This window comes from Pseudomonas sp. M2 (assembly GCF_015751845.1).
Classification (GTDB): domain Bacteria; phylum Pseudomonadota; class Gammaproteobacteria; order Pseudomonadales; family Pseudomonadaceae; genus Aquipseudomonas; species Aquipseudomonas putida_E.
The window spans coordinates 1,362,507-1,384,153 of sequence record NZ_JADOUD010000001.1 but is presented as its reverse complement, the minus strand read 5'-3'; the positions used below and the strand labels follow the sequence as shown (position 1 = coordinate 1,384,153).

At 62.0% G+C, this 21,647-nt stretch carries 19 protein-coding genes; 11 read left to right on the top strand and 8 right to left on the bottom strand.

Features of this window, described 5'->3' with window-relative positions; all coding sequences use genetic code 11:
• Window positions 1-107: 107 nt before the first annotated feature.
• Complete coding sequence (locus tag IWW33_RS06505) at window positions 108-1,352, top strand: MFS transporter (protein ID WP_046784867.1); 1,245 nt, start codon at window positions 108-110, stop codon at window positions 1,350-1,352.
• 62 nt (window positions 1,353-1,414) lie between these two features.
• On the opposite strand, the gene IWW33_RS06500 is transcribed toward IWW33_RS06505, so the two are convergent.
• Both IWW33_RS06500 and IWW33_RS06495 read right to left on the bottom strand, forming a co-directional pair.
• Window positions 1,415-2,962, bottom strand: a complete 1,548-nt coding sequence (locus tag IWW33_RS06500) for an AmpG family muropeptide MFS transporter (protein WP_039603670.1) — start codon at window positions 2,960-2,962, stop codon at window positions 1,415-1,417.
• A 43-nt stretch (window positions 2,963-3,005) separates the two neighbouring features.
• Window positions 3,006-3,359, bottom strand: a complete 354-nt coding sequence (locus tag IWW33_RS06495) for an MGMT family protein (RefSeq protein WP_080952075.1) — start codon at window positions 3,357-3,359, stop codon at window positions 3,006-3,008.
• A 152-nt stretch (window positions 3,360-3,511) separates the two neighbouring features.
• On the opposite strand from IWW33_RS06495, the gene IWW33_RS06490 reads away from it, so the two are divergent.
• The 10 genes from IWW33_RS06490 (at window position 3,512) to IWW33_RS06445 (ending at window position 12,009) form a co-directional block, all read left to right on the top strand.
• A complete protein-coding gene (locus tag IWW33_RS06490; RefSeq protein ID WP_174142276.1) occupies window positions 3,512-4,522 on the top strand; it encodes a DUF481 domain-containing protein in 1,011 nt (336 codons plus the stop codon).
• Window positions 4,523-4,656: 134 nt separating this feature from the next.
• Window positions 4,657-5,388 (top strand): DUF2470 domain-containing protein, encoded by a 732-nt coding sequence (locus tag IWW33_RS06485; protein ID WP_119688324.1) that lies wholly within the window; start codon window positions 4,657-4,659, stop codon window positions 5,386-5,388.
• Between the two features lie 66 nt (window positions 5,389-5,454).
• A complete protein-coding gene (locus IWW33_RS06480) occupies window positions 5,455-5,916 on the top strand; it encodes an FxsA family protein (protein WP_115273651.1) in 462 nt (153 codons plus the stop codon).
• A gap of 241 nt (window positions 5,917-6,157) precedes the next feature.
• Window positions 6,158-6,451 carry a co-chaperone GroES gene (locus tag IWW33_RS06475; RefSeq protein WP_009395550.1) on the top strand — a complete coding sequence of 98 codons (294 nt, stop codon included), beginning with the start codon at window positions 6,158-6,160 and terminating at the stop codon, window positions 6,449-6,451.
• A 48-nt stretch (window positions 6,452-6,499) separates the two neighbouring features.
• Window positions 6,500-8,140: a chaperonin GroEL gene (gene groL / locus IWW33_RS06470; protein ID WP_046784872.1), complete on the top strand. Its 1,641-nt coding sequence runs from the start codon at window positions 6,500-6,502 to the stop codon at window positions 8,138-8,140.
• 165 nt (window positions 8,141-8,305) lie between these two features.
• Window positions 8,306-8,989 carry a two-component system response regulator ColR gene (gene colR / locus IWW33_RS06465; RefSeq protein WP_003255215.1) on the top strand — a complete coding sequence of 228 codons (684 nt, stop codon included), beginning with the start codon at window positions 8,306-8,308 and terminating at the stop codon, window positions 8,987-8,989.
• Window positions 8,979-10,289, top strand: coding sequence for a HAMP domain-containing sensor histidine kinase (locus tag IWW33_RS06460; RefSeq protein ID WP_119688325.1), 1,311 nt, complete (start codon window positions 8,979-8,981; stop codon window positions 10,287-10,289). Before colR ends, IWW33_RS06460 begins: the two co-directional genes overlap by 11 nt.
• 107 nt (window positions 10,290-10,396) lie before the next feature.
• Window positions 10,397-11,077: a class I SAM-dependent methyltransferase gene (locus tag IWW33_RS06455; RefSeq protein ID WP_115273653.1), complete on the top strand. Its 681-nt coding sequence runs from the start codon at window positions 10,397-10,399 to the stop codon at window positions 11,075-11,077.
• Between the two features lie 6 nt (window positions 11,078-11,083).
• Window positions 11,084-11,785 (top strand): lipopolysaccharide kinase InaA family protein, encoded by a 702-nt coding sequence (locus tag IWW33_RS06450; protein WP_046784875.1) that lies wholly within the window; start codon window positions 11,084-11,086, stop codon window positions 11,783-11,785.
• Complete coding sequence (locus IWW33_RS06445; RefSeq protein WP_046784876.1) at window positions 11,782-12,009, top strand: hypothetical protein; 228 nt, start codon at window positions 11,782-11,784, stop codon at window positions 12,007-12,009. Before IWW33_RS06450 ends, IWW33_RS06445 begins: the two co-directional genes overlap by 4 nt.
• A gap of 61 nt (window positions 12,010-12,070) precedes the next feature.
• Here the strand turns inward: IWW33_RS06445 and IWW33_RS06440 are convergent, their stop codons facing one another.
• The 6 genes from IWW33_RS06440 to IWW33_RS06415 form a co-directional block, all read right to left on the bottom strand.
• Window positions 12,071-15,115, bottom strand: coding sequence for a multidrug efflux RND transporter permease subunit (locus IWW33_RS06440; protein WP_046784877.1), 3,045 nt, complete (start codon window positions 15,113-15,115; stop codon window positions 12,071-12,073).
• A 13-nt stretch (window positions 15,116-15,128) separates the two neighbouring features.
• On the bottom strand, window positions 15,129-16,277 hold the full coding sequence (locus IWW33_RS06435; RefSeq protein ID WP_115273655.1) for an efflux RND transporter periplasmic adaptor subunit: 1,149 nt from the start codon (window positions 16,275-16,277) through the stop codon (window positions 15,129-15,131).
• 143 nt (window positions 16,278-16,420) lie between these two features.
• Window positions 16,421-17,518: a DUF1513 domain-containing protein gene (locus tag IWW33_RS06430; protein ID WP_174142277.1), complete on the bottom strand. Its 1,098-nt coding sequence runs from the start codon at window positions 17,516-17,518 to the stop codon at window positions 16,421-16,423.
• Window positions 17,519-17,520: 2 nt separating this feature from the next.
• Window positions 17,521-18,585, bottom strand: coding sequence for an imelysin family protein (locus IWW33_RS06425; protein WP_046784880.1), 1,065 nt, complete (start codon window positions 18,583-18,585; stop codon window positions 17,521-17,523).
• An 18-nt stretch (window positions 18,586-18,603) separates the two neighbouring features.
• Window positions 18,604-20,031, bottom strand: coding sequence for a di-heme oxidoredictase family protein (locus tag IWW33_RS06420; protein ID WP_115273656.1), 1,428 nt, complete (start codon window positions 20,029-20,031; stop codon window positions 18,604-18,606).
• Between the two features lie 259 nt (window positions 20,032-20,290).
• The gene (locus tag IWW33_RS06415) at window positions 20,291-21,628 is read right to left on the bottom strand and encodes an imelysin family protein (protein ID WP_046784882.1); all 1,338 of its coding nucleotides are present in this window, start codon (window positions 21,626-21,628) and stop codon (window positions 20,291-20,293) included.
• Between the last annotated feature and the right edge of the window lie 19 nt (window positions 21,629-21,647).

The window sequence follows — 21,647 nt, the reverse complement described above, 5'->3', positions numbered from 1 at the left end:
CGATTGGGGCGCGCAGCGGCCCCTTGTATTTACACTTGTTCACAGCCAAGCCGCGTCATTTCTGGCATATAGCCTGACCCCACCTGCCTCTGCACCGATACCCCACCATGAAACCATTGCTGTACATCACCCCTCTCAGAGCCCTGTTGTTCGGCCTGACCCTGGCCCTGTTCGAACTGCTGACCTACCTGGCCAGCGACGCCGTCATGCCAGCCATGCCGGTGGTGGTCGACCATCTGAACGCCAGCCCCGAATACATCCCGCACGCGTTGAACCTGTACCTGCTCGGTGGTGTGGTGCTGCAGTGGCTGATCGGCCCGCTGGCTGACCGTTATGGTCGTCGCCCACTGCTGCTGGCCGGTTGCGCGCTCTTTGGTGCGGCTTGCCTGGCCACCTTTTGGGTGCAGGACATTGGCCTTTTCAACCTGCTGCGGCTAGTGCAAGGCATCGGCCTGGGCTTTGTGGTGACGGTAAGCTACCCGGCGCTGAACGAAGCGTTCAGCGAGGCCGATGCGGTACGGATGATGGCGTTGCTGGCCAATATTGCCTTGCTGTCGCCACTGCTCGGCCCGCTGGTGGGTACCCTGATGTTGCAATGGCTGGACTGGCGCTGGCTGTTCGTGGCGTTCGCCGTTGGCGCTGTGTTGGTGTGGGGGCTGCTGTACCGCTTGATGCCCGAGACCTTGGGCGTGGAGCGGCGCGACGGCTCACGCCTGGCGTTCACGCCGATCCACCTGCTGCCGCTACTGGCGGGCTATGGCCAGTTGCTGGCCAACCGGCGTTTCGTCGCCGGCAGCGCGGCGTTGGGCCTGGTGGGCCTGCCGCTGATCGGCTGGATCGGCCTCTCACCGGTATTGCTGATCCACGACGAGGGGCTCAGCACGATGGAATACGCCCTGTGGCAGTTGCCGGTATTCGGTGGGCTGATCCTGGGCAACCTGATCATCAACCGCATCGCTGACCGCTATCCGCTGCCGGCGCTGGTGCGCGGTGCGCTGTGGCCATACCTGGCAGGTTTGTGCCTGATGGTGCTGGCCACCTGGTACTGGCCCACCGTGACCAGCGTGGTGGCGGGCATGTCGCTGTATGCGCTGGGCCTGGGCGTGGCCAATGCGGTGCTGTACCGCATGACGCTGTTCTCCAGCGATCAGAGCAAAGGGTTGGTGTCTGCGATGCTGGGGATGATCACCATCGCCTTGCTGGGCTTGGGCGGGGCGCTGATGGCGATGATCGGGGCGGGGGCGAGCTTGATGCACTTTGCCTTGGCGGCAGGCGTAGCAGGGGCGCTGGCGCTCTGGCCGTTGTGGTTTGTGGTCGGTGGCCGGCCTGATGAGGGTGCTGTCGCTCAGTAGCGATTGCCTGGCCCCATCGCCGGCATGCCTGCGATGGGGCGGGTACAGGCCGCGAGTCTCCCTCAGGGCTGCTCGGTTGCCGAGTTCTCCACCGGTGCCTGTTTCCCGCGGCCCGCTTCCTGTCGCCATTGCAAGGCGATCAGGATCAAGGTCGGTACACCCAGCAGGGCGGTGATCAGGAAGAAGTCGTGATAACCGAACTTCTCGACAATCACCCCCGAATAGCCGCCGATCAGGCGTGGCAACAGCAGCATGATCGAGCTGAGCAGGGCATATTGCGTGGCCGAGAACTTCAGGTTGGTCAGGCTCGACAGGTAGGCGACGAATGCCGATGTCGCCAGGCCCGAGCTGAAGTTGTCCAGCGAAATGGTGACCACCAGCATCTGAAGATTTGGCCCCATGTCGGCCAGCATCAGGAACAGGATGTTGGTACCCGCCGAGGCTGCACCGCCAATGAACAGGATCGGCAGTATGCCGAAGCGCACGATCAGCAGCCCACCTGCACCTGCGCCCACCAAGGTCATGATCAGGCCGAAGATCTTGCTGACGCTGGCAATCTGGTCCTTGGTGAAGCCCATGTCGATGTAGAACACGTTCGCCATGACGCCCATCACCGTGTCCGACATCCGATAGGTGGCGATCAGGCCCAGCAGCAGCAGGGCCTGCCAGCGATAGCGGGTGATGAAGTCGTTGACTGGCGTCAGCACTGGCGCCAGGCCGCGACGGCCCATGCTCGACAGGCACGCCCAACTCAGCAGCACATAAAGGATAAGACGCAGGAAGGCGCGGTCTTCGAGCAGCAGGTCCAGTGGTGTGGCATCGCCGAAGATGACGCTGGCCCAGTCGGTGTTGAACAGCTGGGTGAAGCTAGCCGGTACCGACACCAGCAGGATGATCAGCACAAACACCGAGGCCAACTGGTGAATAAGCCCATAGCGCGCTGCCGACAACTGGGTGCGCAATGGTACGGGAGGTTCGCGCATCACCAGCGTGGTGAACAGCGCAGGCAGCATCATCACGCCGAACAGTACGTAAGTGCCGGCCCAGGCCTTGTGCAGGTAGCTGAAACCGGTGGAGCCGAACCATTCGGCAAAGAACAGGGCGCCAGCAGTGGCGAGCAGCGCAGCGATCCGGTAACCGGCCATGTAGCTTGCGGCCAGGGCGGCCTGGCGTTGATCGTCGGCAATCTCCAGGCGATAGGCATCGACAGCGATGTCCTGGGTGGCAGACGCGAACGCGACCAGCACGGCCAAAGCGATGAGCCACGACAGATGTTGCTGAGGGTCACACAGGCTCATGCCCACCAGGCCGATCACCACCAGTGCCTGTGACAGCAACAGCCACGAGCGCCGGCGACCCAGCCCACCCAGCAGCGGCAACCGCCATTGATCGAGCAGCGGCGACCATACCCATTTGAAGGCATAGGCCAGGCCGATCAGGCTGGCATAGCCAATGGTTTCGCGCGCCACGCCAGCTTCGCGCAGCCACACCGACAGGGTCGAAAACACCAGCATGTAGGGCAGACCGGCAGCGAAGCCGAGCAGCAGAAGCACCAGGGTTGACGGGCTGGCATAGGCAGCGAGCGCAGCGCGCCAGGTTTTACGGGGCATGGGCCAACATCTGCCTCAAGTTTGCGAAAACAAAACGCGCACTCTAACCGCTGTGCTCCATTGGGCGCCAGCCATGGCGCATCATATCCACACGATTATTGGCTACATTCACGCCCTCCGCACGCAGCCGCGCCCTTTGTTCATCTCCCGAGGGAGTCCCCAGCGCCAGGCTCAGACGACCGCCGGCACCCAGTACACGGTGCCACGGCAGACGGGTGTCCGCAGGAAGCTGGCCGAGGGTCTTTCCAACCCAACGCGCCGCTCGGCCAAGGCCCGCCAATTCGGCGAGCTGGCCGTAGCTGACCACCTTGCCTGCTGGCACCTGGCCCAGCACTGAATAAAGCGCCGTTCGTCGGGCCTCGGGCGTCTGCAGCGCGTACTCATGTGCCTCAGACATCGCGGCAGCCCTGGCCTGAAGTGAAACCGGACCAGTGGTCACGGCAAATGCGTATTGAACTCAACGCCATAGTGGGGGGTCTTTCCTTGCTCTGGTCGTCCGCATCCGGATAATGCCCGGCTCATTCGTCTAATCGAACCTGTATTTCGCTTATGCATTCTAGATCCTTGCTGTGCCTGTTGACCGCTTCCCTGTGCGCTGCTCCTGCGTTCGCCGACACCGTGTGGATGAAGAACGGTGACCGCTTGAGCGGCAAGATTCGGGTCTTCGATGGTGGCAAGCTGCTGCTGGAAACCCCATACGGTGGTTCTATTTCGCTGGACTGGAAGCAGGTCCAGACCCTGGAGAGCGACCAGGAGCTGCTGGTCAAGCAGGACGCCTACAACGGCGAGCGGGCCAAGTCGTTGGAGGCCGCCGAGCCTGGCAAGGTGACCCTGGCCAACGGTGAGACGCCCAAGACTGTAGAGCTTGCCAGCATCGAGCAGATCATGAAGCCCAAGCCTGTGGTCGAGGACCTGGTCTGGAAAGGCAATATCGATGCCGCGCTGGACTACCAGCGTGCCGAGAACGATACCGACGACTATGACATCGGTTTCAAGACCACGGCCCGTCATGGCCGTTGGCGGCACAACGCCGAAGGCGAGTACAACCGCGAGACCAAGGACGACGTCACCACGACCAACAACTGGAGCGCAGAGTATGCGCTCGATCGCTTCATCACCGAGAAATGGTTCTGGCAGGGGCGTCTTGAGTACAAGCGGGATCACATCGAGGATCTGGCGCGTCAGCGCACCGTGGGTACCGGCCCCGGTTACCAGTTCTGGGATGACGAACTGGGTGCGTTCTCGCTCGGTTCACTGATCAACCGCACCGACTTCGAGTATCAGAATGGCGGCAAGGACAACTTCTATTCGGCGGCGGTGAAGTGGGACTACACCCGTTACCTGATCGGCAAGAATGTCCAGCTGTTCACCAACGGTGAGTTCGCCAAGCCGCTGGGGGGCGTTGCCGACTATTCGCTGGATGCCGAGGTGGGGCTGCGCTACAAAGTGACCGAATGGGCCTCGCTCAATCTCAAGGCAGAAAAAGACATCATCACCGGCACGCGTGAGAGTGATCTGGACAAGACGCGCTATACCGCAGGCTTTGGCGTGACCTGGTAGGGGTCAGCTTCAAGCTGCAAGCTAAAAGCGAGTGGCATGGCGCCTCGCTCCTGCTTTTTCTTGCAGCTTGAAGCTTGAAGCTTGAAGCTTACAGGTAGCTTGCAACCCAATAGCCACCTGTCGAGGAGTCAGACGTGAGTCAGAAGGCCATCCGCCCCGCCCGGGAACTGCTGCTCAAGGAGTACCGCGGTGTACTCTCGACCCATTCCAAGTCCATGCCTGGCTTCCCTTTCGGTTCTGTGGTGCCTTATTGCCTGGATGCCGAGGGCAACCCGCTGATCCTCATCAGCCGCATCGCCCAGCACACCCACAACCTGCAGAAAGACCCCAAGTGCTCCTTGCTGGTGGGGGAGCGGGAAGCCGAGGACGTGCAGGCCGTTGGCCGCCTGACGATCATGGCCGAGGCGCACAAGCTGGTCGATGAGGCTGCCGTCGACGCCGCTGCCGAGCGCTATTACCGTTACTTCCCCGATGCCGCCAACTATCACAAGGCGCACGATTTCGACTTCTGGGTGCTGCAGCCGGTGCGCCATCGTTACATAGGTGGCTTCGGGGCGATCCACTGGCTCGATCAGGTGACGTTGGCCAACCCCTTCGCCGGCAAGGCGGAGGCCAGCATGATCGAGCACATGAACAGCGATCATGCCAACGCCATCGCCCACTACGTCGAATTGAGCGACCTGCCGCGTAGCGCGCCAGCGCAGATGGTCGGCATCGACAGCGAAGGCATGCACCTGCGCATAGGCCAAGGTATCCATTGGCTGGCTTTCCCAAGCAATTGCAATACGCCGACACAAGTTCGCGAGGCCTTGGTTTTACTGGCGCGCGCCGACCAATGGCCGGCCGCGACAGAAGTCGAAGCTTGAAAAACCGAGCGCACGCATCCATCTGATGGTCTTAAAGGAAGATAGTCTTCCGTCGAGGAATCCTTGATGCGTGTTTTTCTACTGCTGTTTCTGCTTTTCCCTGTGCTGGAGTTGTTCGTCTTCGTCAAGGTCAGCTCAGCCATCGGTTTCTTCCCGGCGCTGCTGTTGATAATCGCAGGTTCCGCCTTGGGTGTGCTGGTGATGCGTGTGGCCGGCCTGGCCACCGCCTTGCGTGCCCGTGAAAGCCTGCAGCGTGGCGAACTGCCCGCCGAGGACATGTTCCAGGGCATGATGCTGGCGGTGGGCGGTGGCCTCCTGCTGCTTCCGGGCTTCATCAGTGACGTGCTGGGCCTGCTCTGCCTGTTGCCCTTCACCCGCCATCTGGCCGCACGCAAGATGCGACAGCGTGCCGAGGCCCAGGCCATGCGCCAGCGCGCGTTCCAGGACGACCCCTCTCAGGCACAGCCGCGCGACAGCGGCCATCGGCCCAATGTGATCGAAGGCGAATACGAACGTCGCGACAAGTAGACATCCCCGGGGCCGCTTTGCGGCCCCAAGCTTTTCTGCTCGTTGAAAAATTTTCTGCAGCAAGCCTTGTAATTGATCATGCCGGCCTCATGTATGTGGTCACCGCAAGGTTTCTGGTGGCAACGCCAGACAATACACAGGTGGTTCGCCCGTCGCGGGCCACCCCCGGCAACGCCGGACCGCATCAACCCGCCGGTGTCGACACCGGCCGATGAAAACCACAAATTGGGAGAGATCGACAATGAAGCTTCGTCCTCTGCATGACCGCGTAGTCATCCGTCGCAGCGAAGAAGAATCGAAAACCGCTGGCGGTATCGTCCTGCCGGGTTCGGCCGCTGAAAAACCAAACCGTGGCGAAGTTGTCGCCGTCGGCACCGGTCGCATCCTGGACAACGGCGAAGTACGTGCGCTGGCCGTCAAAGTGGGTGACAAAGTGGTTTTCGGCCCTTACTCGGGCAGCAACACCGTGAAAGTCGATGGCGAAGACCTGCTGGTAATGAGCGAGAACGAAATCCTCGCCGTTGTCGAAGGCTGATTTCCCCGACTTCCCGTTACTCCAAAGAATTTCAAGGATTAAACGATCATGGCTGCTAAAGACGTAAAATTCGGCGATTCCGCCCGTAAAAAAATGCTGGTTGGCGTCAACGTTCTGGCTGACGCGGTAAAAGCGACCCTGGGCCCGAAAGGCCGCAACGTGGTCCTGGCCAAGAGCTTCGGCGCGCCGACCATCACCAAGGACGGCGTTTCCGTCGCCAAAGAAATCGAACTCAAAGACGCCTTCGAAAACATGGGCGCCCAACTGGTCAAGGAAGTCGCTTCCAAGGCCAACGATGCTGCCGGTGACGGCACCACCACCGCGACCGTTCTGGCTCAGGCCATCGTCAACGAAGGCCTGAAGGCTGTCGCTGCCGGCATGAACCCGATGGACCTCAAGCGCGGCATCGACAAGGCCACCGCTGCCGTCGTCGCCGAGCTGAAAAACCTGTCCAAGCCATGCGCCGACTCCAAGGCCATCGCTCAGGTTGGCACCATCTCCGCCAACTCCGACAACTCCATCGGCGAAATCATCGCTGAAGCCATGGAAAAAGTCGGCAAAGAAGGCGTGATCACCGTTGAAGAAGGCTCGGGCCTGGAAAACGAACTGTCCGTCGTAGAAGGCATGCAGTTCGACCGCGGCTACCTGTCGCCGTACTTCGTCAACAAGCCGGACACCATGGTTGCCGAGCTGGAAGGCCCGCTGCTGCTGCTGGTCGACAAGAAAATCTCCAACATCCGTGAGCTGCTGCCAGTTCTGGAAGCCGTTGCCAAGGCCGGCCGCCCACTGCTGATCGTTGCTGAAGACGTCGAAGGCGAAGCCCTGGCTACCCTGGTCGTCAACAACATGCGCGGCATCGTCAAGGTTGCTGCAGTCAAGGCACCAGGTTTTGGCGACCGTCGCAAGGCCATGCTGCAGGACATCGCCGTCCTGACCGGCGGCCAGGTCATCTCCGAAGAAATCGGCCTGACCCTGGAAACCACCACCCTGGAGCACCTGGGTAACGCCAAGCGCGTCATCCTGTCCAAGGAAAACACCACCATCATCGACGGTGCTGGTGTGGACGCCGACATCGAAGCACGCGTCAAGCAGATCCGTGCCCAGATCGAAGAGACCTCTTCGGACTACGACCGTGAGAAGCTGCAAGAGCGCCTGGCCAAGCTGGCTGGCGGTGTTGCCGTGATCAAGGTCGGTGCTGGCACCGAAGTTGAAATGAAAGAGAAGAAAGCCCGCGTTGAAGACGCCCTGCACGCTACCCGTGCAGCCGTCGAAGAAGGCGTGGTGCCTGGCGGTGGTGTTGCTCTGGTTCGCGCCCTGGGCGCCATTGTCGACCTCAAAGGTGACAACGAAGACCAGAACGTCGGTATCGCCCTGCTGCGTCGCGCTGTTGAAGCGCCGCTGCGCCAGATCACTGCCAACGCCGGCGACGAGCCAAGCGTTGTGGCCGACAAGGTCAAGCAAGGTTCGGGCAACTACGGCTACAACGCCGCTACCGGCGAATACGGCGACATGATCGAGATGGGTATCCTTGACCCAGCCAAGGTCACCCGTTCGGCCCTGCAAGCAGCTGCTTCGATCGGCGGTCTGATGATCACCACCGAAGCCATGGTTGCCGACCTGCCGGAAGACAAGCCAGCTGGCGGCATGCCAGACATGGGCGGCATGGGCGGTATGGGCGGCATGATGTAAGCCAGCCTCACCCCCTGTAACAGGAAAAGCCCCGGTTCGTGAGAACCGGGGCTTTTTCGTTTGCGTCAACTTCGTTGAATTTCCACCAGCACTGGCACTGTCCGTGCGATGGCCTTAAGCTGCGCCTGCCGCGCACCATAGCGAAGCGCCGCACAGGAGAACCCGATGCGCATTCTTTTGGTTGAAGACAACCGCGATATCCTTGCCAACCTGGCTGATTATCTGGGCATGAAGGGCTATACCGTCGACTGCGCCCAGGACGGCCTGTCAGGTCTGCACCTGGCTGCCACCGAGCACTACGACCTGATCGTGCTCGATATCATGCTGCCTGGAATCGACGGTTACACCCTGTGCAAGCGCCTGCGCGAGGATGCCCGTCGCGATACGCCGGTGATCATGCTGACCGCCCGCGACCAACTCGACGACCGCCTGCAGGGCTTCCGCTCCGGCGCCGACGATTACCTGCTCAAACCGTTCGCCCTGTCCGAACTCGCTGCGCGCATCGAAGCCGTGCTGCGCCGCGCCCAGGGCGGCGGGCGACGTACCCTGCAGGTTGCCGACCTGAGTTACGACCTGGACACCCTCGAAGTCACTCGCCAGGGGCGCTTGCTCAAGCTCAACCCTGTCGGCCTCAAGCTGCTCGCGGTGCTGATGCAGAAAAGCCCCCACGTGTTGCGCCGCGAGGTACTGGAAGAGGCGCTGTGGGGTGATGATTGCCCCGACAGCGACAGCTTGCGCAGCCATGTACACCAGCTGCGCCAAGTAATCGACAAACCGTTCGAAAAGCCGTTGCTGCATACCGTCCATGGCGTCGGCTATCGCCTCGCCGAGGGTCGCGATGGAGTTTAAGCAAAGCCTGGCGCAGCGCATTATCATCGCGTTTGCGCTGATGAGCGCGCTGGTGGCTGGGGCGTTCGCCTTCGGTATCGTCGCCACTGTCCACCTGGTTGAAGAGCGCTTGATCTCCTCGGTGCTGGGCGGCGACCTGCAGCGCCTGTTGCGCATGGACAGCATCAGTGACTGGAGCCATCGGCCGCGCCCTGACCAGCTGTTCTACTTCAGCGGTGGGCGCGATGACTTCGAGCTACCAAGAGACTTGCGCCACCTCGATGCAGGCTTTCATGAGGTATTTCGCGACCAGCTTTCCTACCACGCAATGGTGGAAATCGTAGACGGCCGACGTTATGTATTGCTGCAGGACCAAAGCGATTTCGAAGAGCGCGAGCGGGTACTGTTCGCCGTCGTCATGGTGGGCTTCGTGCTCAGCCTGGTACTGGCGGTGTTCCTCGGCTGGCTGCTGGCACGGCGAGTGATGGCACCGGTGATCCGCCTGGCACGGCAAGTACGCCATCGTGATCAGCTTCTTGGCCTGGCACCGCCCTTGGCACCCGATTACGCAGCCGATGAAGTCGGCCAGCTAGCCGTGGCCTTCGACGATACCCTTGGCCGTTTGCGCGATGCACTGACCCGCGAGCGTCTGTTCACCAGTGATGTCAGCCACGAATTGCGCACGCCGCTGATGGTGCTGGCCACCTCCTGCGAGCTGTTGATCGAAAACCCCAATCTGGATAGCCGCTCACGCGCCCAGGTGGAACGCATCGCCCGGGCCACCGAAGAAATGCGCGAGTTGGTCAAAACCTTCCTGATGCTCGCCCGTGCCCAGCGCGACCAAGGTGCCGTGGCCTCCCAGGCGACGCTGCGCGAGGTGGCCGACGATCTGATAGGCGTATGGCGCGACACCATCGAGCAGAAAGGGCTGACGCTGTACTTCGATGGCCGCGTCAGTGCAGGCCCGCTGCTGTACAACGCGACGTTCCTGCAATCGGTGATGGGCAACCTGTTGCGCAACGCTGCGCACTACACCGACAGTGGTTACATCCGCCTGAGTCTTGAAGCCAATGGGTTCAGCGTCGAGGACAGCGGGGTCGGCATTCCGGAGGAGCAGCGCGAGGCGATGTTCAAACCGTTCGTGCGTGGTGATGAGCGACGCGGCGAAGGTCTGGGGCTTGGCTTATCGCTGGTACAACGGATCTGTGACGACCAGGGTTGGCGCGTTACGCTGACTTCTACCGCCCCCCATGGTTGCCGTTTTCAGGTGGACTTGAGCCAAGGCGCTGAAAAGTCCGATCCGTTGAAGCTTTGCGAGTAAATTACTGGGCTATATTCCTTTAGGGATAACACTTTTTTCACATTGGCATGACCTGTTTCCTACGCAGTGTTACTTAAGGTACATGCAATGGAGCCAGGAGATGCCCAATGCGTAGCCCGATCAAACTCGAATTTTCCAAGAAGTACGACCAGCAACATGCTCGGGAGTATTTCCTCAAGCACCAGGATGGTCTGGCACGTCGCCTTTCCCACAAGCGCGATGAGCAATTGGCCCGTCGAGCCTTGGCGCTGGCCGGAGAACCGGGGTTGGTGCTGGATCTGCCTTGCGGCGCGGGCCGTTTCTGGCCACTGCTGGCAGAAAAACCCAACAGGGTAATCATTGGTGCCGACAATTCCGAGGCGATGATCGAGACTGCCTGTGCCGCACAACCGCCAGAGGTGGTAGCGCGGGTACGCCCTTTGCAAACGTCAGCGTTCGCCATCGACTTGCCGGACAACTCGGTCGACAGCATTTTTTGCATGCGCTTGTTTCACCACATCGGTGAGGCAGCCCACAGAAAAACGATTCTTTCGGAGTTTCAAAGGGTTAGCCGTGACAGCGTAATCCTGTCATTGTGGGTGGACGGAAACTTCAAGGCCTGGCGGCGTCAAAAGCTCGAGCAACGGCGCAGTGCCAAAGCCGAGCCGGGCAGTTACCAGAATCGTTTCGTGTTACCGGCAGAGACAGTCGAAGAAGAATTCAAGGCCGCCGGCTTCAGGATCCAGGAACGCCTCGATTTCCTGCCGTTCTATGCCATGTGGCGGGTCTATGTATTACGTAAGGGGTAGTGTTTGATGGCTGTAGCCCAGAGCGGGGAGTCACGCTTCGATTATTACTGGCGTCAGCAGGGCGAATGGGTCGAGGAACCCAACCAGCGCCGCGGTGGTGAAAGTGGCGTGCAACGCCTCAACGATGCCGATGGCAAGTTGCTGTATGCCAAGCGCCAGGTCGGGCACATCTACCGCAGCCTGTTGCACCCCTTCGGCAGGCCGACGGTGCTGCGTGAGCTCGACGCGCTGAACAGCTTCGAGCAACTGGGCGTGCGTGTCCCGCGCATCGTATTTTGTGGGGCCGAGCGCGATGCCGACCACCAATGGCGTGCGCTGCTGGTCAGCGAAGCGCTCGATGGTTTCATCGAACTCGATGCCTGGCATGCCCAAGGTGCGCGCGAGCACTACCCGCAAGTGGTACATGAACGCATGCTCAAGGAGTTGGCTGACAACCTGGCCCGCATGCACCTGGGCCACTGGCAGCATGGCTGCCTGTATGGCAAGCACGTATTCGTCAAAGTGATCGGCGAGGGCGAACAGGCCCGTGTTGAAGTGGCATTGCTCGATCTGGAGAAGTGCCGCCGCCGTATCAGCTGCCAGCGCGCGGCGGGCAATGACCTGCGTCAGTTGCGCCGCCATTCGTCGCTCAATGACGCGGAATGGCAATCGTTGCTCTACTTTTACCAGATGGCGTTTGGCAGCGCTGTCAAAGGGTTAGGGCAATGAAACTAGAAATCGCTCGAGCATTGTTTCTGATAGCGGGTCTGGCTGTGACCACCGTGGCGGTAGCGGCGTGGGAAGAGCCACGGCCCAGAGTGTTCAGCAAGGCTGAACAGGCAGAACAATGCGCGTTGCCCAGGGACGTGAAGCAGCAGGTCCAGGCCCAGCCGGACCAGGATTTGCTGTTGCTTCTGTTCGGGCTGCGGCAGGGCTTGCGGCCTGCAGGCTGACCTGCTTTGAGCACAAGAGGCCCCGCTATTGCGGGGCCTTTGCTTTCTGGAGTTGGCCCGCTCAGGCTACGACAGGTTCCGTCGCCGCTGTCTTGTGCGCCAACAGGGTGTAAATGCACGGCAGCACAAACAAGGTAAACAACGTCCCGATCGACATCCCCGTCGCAATCACCGTACCGATGTCAAAGCGGCTCACTGCCCCGGCCCCGGTCGCCAGAATCAGCGGCACCATGCCAAATACCATTGCGGCGGTGGTCATCAGCACCGGGCGTAGACGAATGGCCGCAGCTTCCTCGATCGCCTCCCTTGCGCTCAGCCCTTTTTCCTCACGCAACTGGTTGGCGAACTCGACGATCAGGATACCGTGCTTGCTGATCAGCCCGATCAGCGTCACCAACCCGACCTGGGTATAGATGTTCATGCTGGAAACACCCAGGAATAGCGGCAACAGCGCCCCGCAGATCGACAGCGGTACCGTCACCAGAATCACCAGCGGGTCGCGGAAGCTTTCAAACTGTGCCGCCAGTACCAGGAAGATGATCGCCAACGCCAGGCCGAAGGTCACCCACAGCGCGCTGCCTTCCTGTATGTACTGCCGTGCCGCGCCGGCATAGTCGAAGGAGAACCCTTCCGGCGCCTGCTCGGCAGCAATATCCCGCACTGTCTGCAAGGCTTCGCCGATGCTGACCAAAGGCACGCCCTGGATGATTGCCGAGTTCAGTTGCTGGAACTGGTTGAGCTGGCGTGGACGCGCTCGGTCGCTAAGGGTGATCAGTGTGGACAGTGGCAGCAGTTGGCCCTGGTCGTTCTTGACGTAATAGCTGTTGAGCCAGCCGGCGTTGTCGCGGTAGGGCCGTTCGACCTGGGCGATGACTTTGTAGCTGCGGCCTTCGAGGGTGAAACGGTTGATTTCCCCCTCGCCCAGCAAGGTCGCCAAGGTGCCGCCAAGGACGTCCATGGATACACCCATCTGTGCAGCCTTGGCGCGGTCGATGTCGACTACCACTTCGGGCTTGTCGAACGCCAGGTCGATGTCGAGGAAGGCAAATTTGCCCGATGCCTGGGCGCGTTCCTTGACCCGTTGGGCAACCTCCAGCAGCGCCGGGTAATCACCTGCGGTATTGATGACGAACTGGAACGGCAGGCCTTCGCCGGTCCCCGGCAGTGACGGCAGGTTGAAGCCGAAGATCTGCAGGCCGCTGATGTTGTCGAGTTTGGCCTGTACCAGGGGCAGCAACTCCATTTGCGTGCGGTCGCGCTCGTTCCAGGGCTTGAGCAGGAAACCGCCGATGCCGCTCTGCACACCGTTGAATCCGTTGATCTGGAACGACGAGTAGTATTCGGGGAAGGCCTTGAACAGTGGGGTGAACTGGTCGGTGTAGGCATTGAGGTAGTCGAGGTTGGCTGGTTGTGGCGAGCTGCTGATCATGAAGATGACCCCCTGATCTTCGTTCGGTGCCAGCTCGTTCTGGGTGAACTTGAGCAGCACCGGGATCAGGCACAGGATGATCACGGCGAACACCAGCACCACCGGGCGGCTGTCCAGGGTGGTGTGCAGCAGGCGCTGGTAGCGGCCCTTGATCCGCTCGAACAGCACGTCAAGGCGATGGGCCAGGCCGCTGGCATTCTGCTCACGACGCAATAGCAGGGCACACATCATCGGCGACAGGGTCAGGGCGACGACGCCCGAGATGATCACCGCCCCTGCCAAGGTCAGGGCGAACTCCTTGAACAAGGCGCCGGTGAGCCCGGTCAGGAAGCCGATCGGTGCGTATACCGCGGCCAGGGTGATGGTCATCGACACCACTGGCATGGCGATTTCCCGCGCACCTTCCAGCGCCGCGTCCACCGGTGACTTGCCTTCCTCCATGTGCCGGTGGATGTTTTCCACCACGACGATGGCATCGTCCACCACCAGGCCGATGGCCAGCACCATTGCCAGCAGGGTCAGCAGGTTGAGCGAATAGCCCATCATCTGCATGAAGAACAGCACCCCGATCATCGACAGTGGGATGGTCACTACCGGGATCAGTACCGAGCGCAGCGCGCCGAGGAATAAGAACACCACCACGATGACGATCAGCACCGCTTCGCCAAGGGTCTTGACCACTTCGTCGATCGAGGCCTGGATGAACAGCGTGGCGTCATAGGCAATCGACCCCTTGAGCGCGGACGGCAACTGGCTTTGCAGCTCCGGCATGATGCGGCGTACTTCCTTGATCACCTCCAGCGGGTTGGCGGCCGGGGTGGCCTTGATGCCGATGTAGACCGAAGGCGTGCCATCGAACGAGCTGACCGTGTCGTAATTTTCCGCGCCCATCTCGACCCGTGCCACATCACCGAGCAATACACGGCTGTCGCCGGAGGTCTTGAGCGGCAATGCGGCAAAAGCCTCGGCCGACTTCAGTTCGGTGTTGGCGTTGATGCTGGTGACCACGTATTCGCCCTTCACCTCACCAGCGGCGGCGAGAAAGTTGTAACGGCGTACGGCGCTGGTCACGTCGGTGGCGGCAAGGCCGAACGCTGCCAGTTTGACCGGGTCGATCCAGATGCGCATGGCGAACACCTGGTTGCCGAGGATCTCTGCCTCGGCCATGCCCGGCAAGGTTGCAAGTTTCGGCTGGATGACCCGTGACAGGTAGTCGGTGATCTGCGGGTTGCTCATTTCCTTGCTGTAAAAGCTGATGTACATCAGCGCCGAGGCATCTGCGGCTTCTTTGCTCAGTACCGGGTCTTCTGCGTCTTGCGGCAACTGGTTGCGCACTTCGTTGGCCTTGGCCAGCAACTCGGTGAACAGGCGGTCGCTGTCGGCGCCGATGCGCGCATAGATGGAGATGATCGAGAAGTTCTGCCGGCTCACCGAGGTCATGTAGTCGATGCCTTCGGCGCTGGCCAGGCTCTGCTGCAGCGGTTGGGTGATGTAGCCCTGAATGGTTTCTGCGTTGGCGCCGGGGTAGGCCGTGGTCACCGTGATCAGGGCGTTTTCCATCTGCGGGTACTGGCGGATCTGCAGCTTGTTCCAGGCCTGGAAACCCAGCAGCAGGATCAGCAGGCTGACCACGCTGGCCAGCACCGGGCGGCGGATGAACGGGTCGGTGAACGCCATGCCTGCCTCCTTATCAGTCCGCGCGTGGGGCGCCTTGTTCGGGTTCGAGCGCTGCGTCCTGGCCGATGCGGATCGCCGCGCCAGGGCTCAGCTTGAGCTGGCCGGCGGTGACCACCTGTTCGCCCGCTGCGAGCCCTTTGCTGACCACCACCACGCCGTCGCGCCGCTCGCCGGTCTGCACGCTGCGCTGTTCGGCGCTAAGCTGCGGCCGGCCACTGTCGTCCCGCTCGGGATTACCGTCCTTGTCTTTCTTCGGCGTGGCGACATACACGGAATTGCCATACAGCGTGTAGGTGATGGCGCTTTCGGGCACTACCACCTGTGGGCGCGGGTCAGGCAGCAGCACCAGCAGGTTGGCGAACATGCCCGGCAGCAGCTTGCCATCCGGGTTGGCCATTGTCGCGCGCACCAGCAGGTTGCGCGTGCTCTCTTCAACCTTGGGGTTGATGGCGCTGAGGCTGGCAGGGAAAGTCTGGCCAGGGTAGGCCGCCACCTGCACCTGTACCTGCTGGCCGAGGCTCAGCTGTGGCAGTGCCTGCTCCGGTACATTGAAGTCGACGTAAAGGCTGGAGAGGTCCTGCAGGGTAGCGATCACAGAGCCGGCCGCCAGGTAGTCACCCACATCCACCTGGCGGATGCCGATCGTACCGCTGAACGGGGCACTGATGCTCTTCTTGGTTTTTGCGGCCTTGAGCTGGTCGACAACCGCCTGGTTGCGCCGGTATTGGGCAGTGAGGCGATCATATTCGCCGCGGGAGATGGCCGAATCACCCACCAGCTGGCTGCCGCGGCCGAAGTCCACTTTGGCCAACCCCAGGTCGGCCTGGGCAGTCCCCAGCAGGGCGGTTTCCTGATCGTCATTGAGCTTGAGCAGCAGTTGCCCGGCCTTGACCTTCTGACCGGAGTCGAAGTGCAGGGATTGAACGATGCCTTCCACCTCCAGGCTCAGCTCGACACCCTGCAGGGCCTTGAGGCTGCCGACGGCGGGCAGGCGCTGCTGCCACTCGCGCTGCTCGGCCATGGCCACCGCCACGGTGATGGGAGGCTTGGGGGCAGTGAACACCTGGATCTGCCGGTAGATCGAGAAGGCCTTGTAGCCCCCCAGGGCCAGCACGATCAGCAGAACGACGGCCAACATGATGAGCATGCGGCGGCGCAGCATAAGTCCGGTTCCTTGGATGCGAGGTTGTTATTGGTTTTGACACGACAACGGGCGGTCCTGCCCACGTGCGGATGGGGGAAGTATTGACTGTTTTTCGATTGAGGGGAAATGGATTGCGCCCCCGTAGGGGCGCGCAGGCCTGATCAGGCCAGGTGCAGGTGGTTGTCCCAGAAACCGGAAGGCAAATCCATCGGCTGGCCGATCAATTCCTGCTTGCGGCAATCATAGAACCGGCAACGCCCTTGCCCGGACGTCACGACAAAACCATCCTTCACCGCGCCCACCCCGGCACAGTCCGGCATCGGCGCATCCAGCCTGACTGCGCCACTGTCCAGGTCCCAGACGAACAGGCGGTTGGCCCGCGGCGCCGTCAGTGCCACCAGGCGCAGGTCGCTGTGGATGGCGACGCTGGCAGTGTACTGGGCCATGGCTTGCAGCTGGCGCTCTGGCACCGGGAAGGCCTTGAACGGCTCGCCTGGGCGCTTGATTGCCAGCAGCTCGGCGGTTTCATCGGCATCGCCCATGAACTGCTGGCAGGCGGCGATGGTGCCATCGCTGCCCACTGCCAGGTGGCGCACGCTGTTCATTTGCTGGGCCAGGGTTTCCTTGCTCAGCAACGTGCCGTCGCGCTGCATCAGTACCAGGCTCGGCTCCATGGCATAGAGGTTCATCTCGACCCGGCTTTCGGCCTCGGTGCGGATACCGCCATTGGCCACGACCAGAGTCTCGCCATCGGGCAGCCATGCCACTTCATGCGGGCCGATGCCGTGGGTGGGGATCTCGCCGGTGTGAACCAGGCGTTCACCCTCGAAGCGGTACACACCCAGTACGCCACGCCCTGGATCGGTGGTGTCGTTCTCGGTGGCATACAGCCATTCGCCGCCTTTATGAATCACGGCGTGGCCGTAAAAGTGCCGGTCAGGCTGCGACGAGACGGTCTGCAACAAGCGCCCGTCGCGCAGGTCGATCAGGTAGCTTTCGGTACCGGGACGGCGTGCGACGAACAGGGCGATCGGCAGCTCTGGATGGTTGATGATGGCATGGCAACGCTGGGCCACCTGGGTGCTGAACACCCGGGTGCCGTCCAGGCGGAACCCGACGGCATAGTGCTTGCTGTCGCCATCGTCACGCGCCGACAGCAGCAAAGGATCGCTGCCTTTGTTGCGCATCAGGCTCCAGCCCCCCAAGGTCAGGGCGCTGAGCAGAACGCTACCGATTTTGAGTGCCTGGCGTCGCAGCATGATCAGTCACCGTCGTTGGCATTGAAGCCCAGCTGGATGTTCAACGCCTTGGCCAGTTCGCCTTCGTGTAGGCGGTGAACGACGTTGAGGCTGTCGTAGATCTGGTTGAGGCGCTGCATGCCATCTTCGTCAGCCAGCAACTCGCCCAAGGTCTTCTGGTTATCGGTCAGCAGTTTGACCGAGGTGGCGTAGGCGTCGTCGATCTTTTGCGCCAGGGCTTTCTGGTCGCTGCCCAGCAAGCCGCGCAGGCCTTGGTTGTCGACCCCGACCCAGACCGCCTGGGCGGCCTTGAGGCTGGCTTCCAGGCTTTTCAGCGAGGCGTGGCTGCGCCAGGCTTCGGCCTGCAGTGGCTGCGCAATGCCTTTGCTCTGGCGGCCCATCGGTGCGCCGAGCTTCTTTTTCAGGGTGTCCAGCGCAGTCACCTGCGCACGCAGCAGGTCGGCGATCGCCTCGTGCGAGTCGGCATAGCGCTGGTTGGGGAACTTGGTCATCTGCGAGAGCATGCCGTCGGTGCTGTTCCAGCCTTTGAGGATCTCTTCAGCCAAGGCCTTCTGGTGCTCACCGATGGCGACCAGCAGCGGGCAGTAGCGGGCTTTCTGTTCGGCGGTGGCGACATCCGGCTTGCTGTCGAACAGGATGTATTCGTAGGCCGACAGGCCGCGCACCACGACGCTGGACTTGCCCAGGGTCTGGGCGTCGATCGGCTTGTCGCCATTGACCAGTTGCTCGACCTGGCGACCGACCAGGTTCTTCTTGTCGGGCCAGAACTGCACCTGCCAGGCGCGGTTGCCCTCGGCCAGCGGGCCGACCAGCAATGGCTGCAGCTCGGCCCAGGCTTTTTGCGCGTTGAGGAAATCGGCGCGAGCGCTGTCCAGGCTCTCTTTGCCTTCGCAGTAGGCCAAGGCACTGGCGGCCAGCTGGCGGTCGGCTTCGACCCAGCGGCTGTAGGTGGGCAGGATCACCTGCTTGGCGATGGCGGCGGAGGTCACGGCCTGCGGGTCTTGCGGTGAACAGGCACCGAGGGCGAGTGCGGCGAGGCTGGTGAACAACAGTTTGGGTCGGAACATGCCCGGCTCCTTGCGCTTTTAAAGTGAGTTCAGGAAAGCCAGCAGCGCAGCGCGCTGCTCGGCATTGAAAGTCAGAACATGGTCGCGCGCTGCCTGCGCTTCGCCGCCGTGCCAGAGCACGGCCTCGAGCAGGTTGCGGGCGCGGCCGTCATGCAGGTACTGGGTGTGGCCACTGACCGCTGGACTCAGGCCGATGCCCCACAGCGGCGGGGTTCGCCAGTCTTGGCCGTTGGCGGCAAATTCGGTGCGATCGTCGGCAAGGCCCGGGCCCATGTCGTGCAGCAGCAGGTCGCTGTAGGGGCGGATCACTTGCCCGGCCAGCTCTGGCTCGGGGGCGTCGGCGGCAGTGGTGAACTGCGGGGTGTGGCAACCCTGGCAGCCGGCCTGATAGAACAGGTTCTTGCCGGCCAGCACTTGCGGGGCGCCGACATCGCGCCGGGCTGGCACGCCCAGGTTGCGGGTGTAAAAGGTGACCAGGCGCAGGATGTTGTCGCTGACTTCCTTTTCGCCGTCGGTGCCGTCGCCATTGGGGGCTGCAAGGCAATCGCGCTGCGCCGGGGTGCAGTCGTCCCGGGGCTGCAGGCTGCTGGTCAAACCCATGTCACCGGCAAAGGCGTGCACGTTCTGCTGGTTGACGTTCGGTTGCCCGGCCTTCCAGCCAAAGCGACCGACCACGGTCTTGCTCTGGGCGTCGTCCCAAACCCGGTTGGCCCGGCCGCGAATACCGTCGCGGTTGCGATCGTCGGGGTCTTCGTTGGCCAGAACCTGAGCTTCGGGGATGGCTTCGAGCAGACCCAGGCCAATCATGGGCGGTGCCACCCGTGCAGAGAAGCGGGTGTCAGGGTGCATCGGCCCATAGCCGAGCTGGGTGATTTGCAGGGTAGGGCGACGCAGTTCGACCTGATGGCCGTCGTTGAAGCTGACGGTCTGGTTGTCGTAAGTCACGCGCACCTTGCCTTCCGGGGCCACACCAGGGTTGGCCATGTCCTGCAACTGGGTGCCATAGACAGGCTCCGGGACCACGCCCAGGCGCTCGATTTCTTTTGCCAGGTAAGGCTGGTCGGGGATCGACAGGCGCACCAGCATCGACACCGCGTTGCTGTCGCCAGGCTCTGGCGGATGGCCACGGCCGTCGCGTACGTGGCAGTTCTGACAGGCGTTGGTGTTGAACAGTGGGCCCAGGCCATCGCGTGCAGTGGTGGTGGACGGGGCGATCACCCAGGGGTTGCGGAAAAAGCTGTTGCCTACGGCAAAGTCCAGGCGGCGCTCGGGCGACAGGTTGGCCGAGGGCAGGGAAAAGGCATTGCGGTCGTTGCGCTGGACAGTCGCCTGGCCACCGGACAGCGCTTCGCCAGGCTCTGCCTGAGTGAAACGCGGGGCGTCGTCACAGGCGGCAAGGGCGAGGGCCAGCAGCGGAGGGGAGAGTCGGGACAGCGACAAGGACATGCAAAATCCTGGGCGTAGGCGAAAAACCGGCGTGCAAGCTTAGCAGGCTGAGAATGTTTGAATAAGAGGAATTTGCAATTGCTGGATGAAACTGCTGTCAGTTTTGGCCCTGCCGCAGGCAAGCCAGCCCTCACAGATACCGCGCAGAACTCAAAAACTGCGCGGCCCCGGTGGGAGCAGGCTTGCCGGCGACGGGCTGCGTAGCAGCCTACTAACGCTAACTGACTGGCGTTAGCCTTTTTTGCCTGCCAATGCCGAATCAGAACTCGTGATCGGCAGTGTCCGGGTTCAGGTTGGCAATGCCCAGCTTGCCCGCAGCCTGCTCGATCGCACCGGTCTGCTTGACCAGGGAGGCAATGGCATCGCGTACGACCTGGTTGCCGGCAGCGTTGTCGGCTGCGATCAGTTGGTCGTAATGCTCGCCTTTGAGCGCGTGGTCGACAATGACCTGAAGCTTCGCCTCGGTCGCTTCCAGGTCGGCCTTGAGGGTAGCGTCGGCAGCCGGGTCGGCCTTGGCCACCAGCGACGACAGGCTTGGGCCGGTCAGCTTGGTACCGTCGGCGCGGGTGTACTCACCCAGGTAGACGTTGCGGATGCCTTTGGCGTCGTAGAAGTGCGAGTAGTGGGTGTTGTCGCTGAAACAGTCCTGTTCGTCTTCCGGCGAATTGGCTTCCAGCGAGACCTTCATGCGCTCGCCAGCCAGTTCGCCCAGCGACAGGCTGCCCATGCCGAACAGCATCTTGCGCAGGCCGTCGGTGGCAGGCTCGGCTTCCAGCGTGGCGCGGTAGTTGTCGGCGACGTTCGGGGCCCAGTTGCCGACCATTTCTTCGAGGTCCTTGACCAGCAGCTCGGTGACCGACTTCAGGTAGGCGCGGCGACGCTCGTTGTGGCCGCCGGTGGCGCCTTTACCTTCGAGGTAGTCCGAAGCAGGGCGGTTGCCTGCGCCCGGGCCGGTACCGTTGAGGTCCTGGCCCCAGAGCAGGAATTCGATGGCGTGGTAACCAGTGGCGACGTTGGCTTCGGAGCCGCCCAGTTCGTTCAGGCTGGCCAGTTTCTCAGGGGTGATGTCCTTGACATCGACCTTCTCCTCACCGACCTGGATTTCGGTGTTGGCAATGATGTTCGAGCTGGCAGCCGGGTTGCCCAGCGCATGTTCGTAGCTCTTGTCGACGTAGTCGATCAGGCCTTCGTCAAGCGGCCAGGCGTTCACCTGGCCTTCCCAGTCGTCGATGATCGTGTTGCCGAAGCGGAAGGCTTCGCTCTGCAGGTACGGTACGCGCGCTGCAGCCCAGGCTTCTTTGGCAGCTTTGAGGGTGTCGTCGTTGGGGTTGGCGAGGAATGCATCGATGGCTGTTTGCAGGGACTTGGCCGTGCTCAGCGAGTCGCTGTAAACGGCGTAGACCATCTCGGTGTAATGCTTGACCACGGCCTTGCCGGCCGCTTCGTCGACAGCAGCCGGTGCTGCGGCGGCGGTGCTCGCGGCGGCAGGTGCCGCAGCTTGCGGGGCGGCGGCCTTCTCGTCCTTGCTTTCACCGCAACCGGCGAGAGCGATGGCGATGGCCAGCAGACTGGCGGAGGCCAGAGGCATACGAATCATTGTTGGTTTCCCTGCGTCG